The organism is Mesorhizobium sp. M4A.F.Ca.ET.020.02.1.1 (assembly GCF_004022645.1).
Taxonomy (GTDB): Bacteria; Pseudomonadota; Alphaproteobacteria; order Rhizobiales; family Rhizobiaceae; genus Mesorhizobium.
The window spans coordinates 1-1,853 of record NZ_RZOI01000967.1 but is presented as its reverse complement, the minus strand read 5'-3'; the positions used below and the strand labels follow the sequence as shown (position 1 = coordinate 1,853).

Sequence of the window (1,853 nt, the reverse complement as noted above, 5' to 3'; positions counted from 1 at the left end):
AGCAGGGCCGGCGCGAGTAGGCGCTCGAGATCTATCGCTGGTTCCGGCCGCTGCTCGACCTCGATGTCTCGACCTATCTGGTCCAAAACATCAAGCTTGCTGAAGTGCTGGCGATCGATACCAATGATCGCGTTCGGATGCCGCGCCGGCCGCTGTCGGGCGAGCGCCGCAAGGCGGTGGAAAAGATCGTTCGGGATGCGTTGGCAGTGCGGCCGAAACTGCCGGCGCTGCAGGCGTCTCCTCGATCGCCGGACAAGCTGGTGGCAGCCGAATAGAGGAATAGCATTCGCGTGCAGGAAAATTCCGATGAGACCGAGGAGGGGCGCCGCCCCTCATCCGCCCTTCGGGCACCTTCTCCCCGTGAACGGGGAGAAGGTGAAGACATCGCCATCATCGGCGGCGGTATCATCGGCATCTGCGCCGCCACCTATCTCGCCGAGGCCGGGCGCAACGTCACGATCTTCGATCGGACGGGCATCTGCGAGGAAACGAGCTCGGGCAATGCCGCCGCCTTCGCCTTCACCGACGTGCTGCCGCTGGCGCACAAGGGCATGATCCGGCAATTGCCGAAATGGCTTGCCGATCCGCTCGGCCCGCTCAGCATCCCGCCGGCCTATCTGCCGAAGCTGCTGCCATGGTTGGTCCGCTTTTGGCGCGCCGGGCGCGGCGACCGCTACGAGACGAGCCTCGCCGCACAGGCCGCGATGATGAGGCTTGCCGAAGCGGAGTGGATGGGTCTGCTCGACCGCTCTGGCACGAGGCCAATGCTACGCGAGGACGGCTCGCTGGAACTCTACGAGAGCGAGGCCGAGTTCCACGCCTCGCTGTCCGGCTGGGCGGCGCGTGAGCGCTACGGCATCGGCTTCAGCCATGTCGACGGTGCGGATCTCGCTGCGCTGCAGCCCGGCCTTTCGCCGCGCTTCATCAAGGGCACCTTCGTGCCGGGCTGGAAAACGGTCGCCGACCCCAGGCTGCTCGGCAAGGCGGTCTGGGCCCATGCCGAACGGCTTGGCGCCCGCTTCGGGCACGCACGCGTCGAGCGGATCGAGGCCGGAGCGGATGGCGCGACGATCGTGCTTGCCGACGGCACGACCCGGAGGGCAAACCAACTCGTCATCGCCGCGGGCGCATGGTCGCATCTTTTGGCCAGGGACGTCGGCGAGCACATCCCGCTGGAGACCGAGCGCGGCTACAACACGACGCTCCCCGTGTCGGCCTTCGACGTGAAGCGGCAGCTGATCTTCTCCGGGCACGGCTTCGTCATCACGCCGCTGGAAACGGGCGTGCGCGTCGGCGGCGCCGTCGAACTCGGCGGCATCGAGCGCCCGCCCAATTTCGCGCGGTCGAAGGCCATGCTGGAAAAGGCCAGGCGTTTCCTGCCGGGGCTCGATCCGTCCGGCGGGCGCGAATGGATGGGGTATCGCCCATCGCTGCCGGATTCGCTGCCCGTCATCGGCCGGGCGCGCGCGCCGAACATTTTCTACGCTTTCGGTCACGGCCACCTCGGCCTGACGCAGGCAGCGGCAACCGGGCGCTTGATCCGCGATCTCGTTCTCGGTCAGACTCCGCCCGTCGATCTCGCCCCCTTCGGCCCGCAGCGGTTTTGAACAGTCTTCTTGTCTTGACGCAATTCCGGACGGAAGGTTACGGCGAAGGCGCCGAACTTAACCGCTTCACACTTTTCCTGAAATTGCTCTAGGAAGCATCATGGCCAAAAAAACCTTCACCTGCATCGACGGCCATACCTGCGGCAATCCGGTCAGGCTGGTCGCCGGCGGCGGTCCGTTGCTCGAGGGCAAGACGATGATGGAGCGGCGGGCGCATTTCCTCGCCGAATATGACTGGATCCGCAC

Annotated in this window: 2 protein-coding genes and 1 pseudogene; all 3 read left to right on the top strand. The window is 66.1% G+C overall.

Annotation, left to right across the window (positions count from 1 at the left end; translation table 11 throughout):
- Positions 1 to 275, top strand: a pseudogene (locus EN742_RS33740) (dihydrodipicolinate synthase family protein); the annotation flags it as partial.
- 15 nt (positions 276 to 290) lie between these two features.
- Positions 291 to 1,607, top strand: a complete 1,317-nt coding sequence (locus EN742_RS33735; protein WP_126057817.1) for an FAD-dependent oxidoreductase — start codon at positions 291 to 293, stop codon at positions 1,605 to 1,607.
- Between the two features lie 100 nt (positions 1,608 to 1,707).
- Positions 1,708 to 1,853 (top strand): proline racemase family protein (locus EN742_RS33730; RefSeq protein WP_189375712.1); only part of this gene is annotated, 146 nt, incomplete at its 3' end.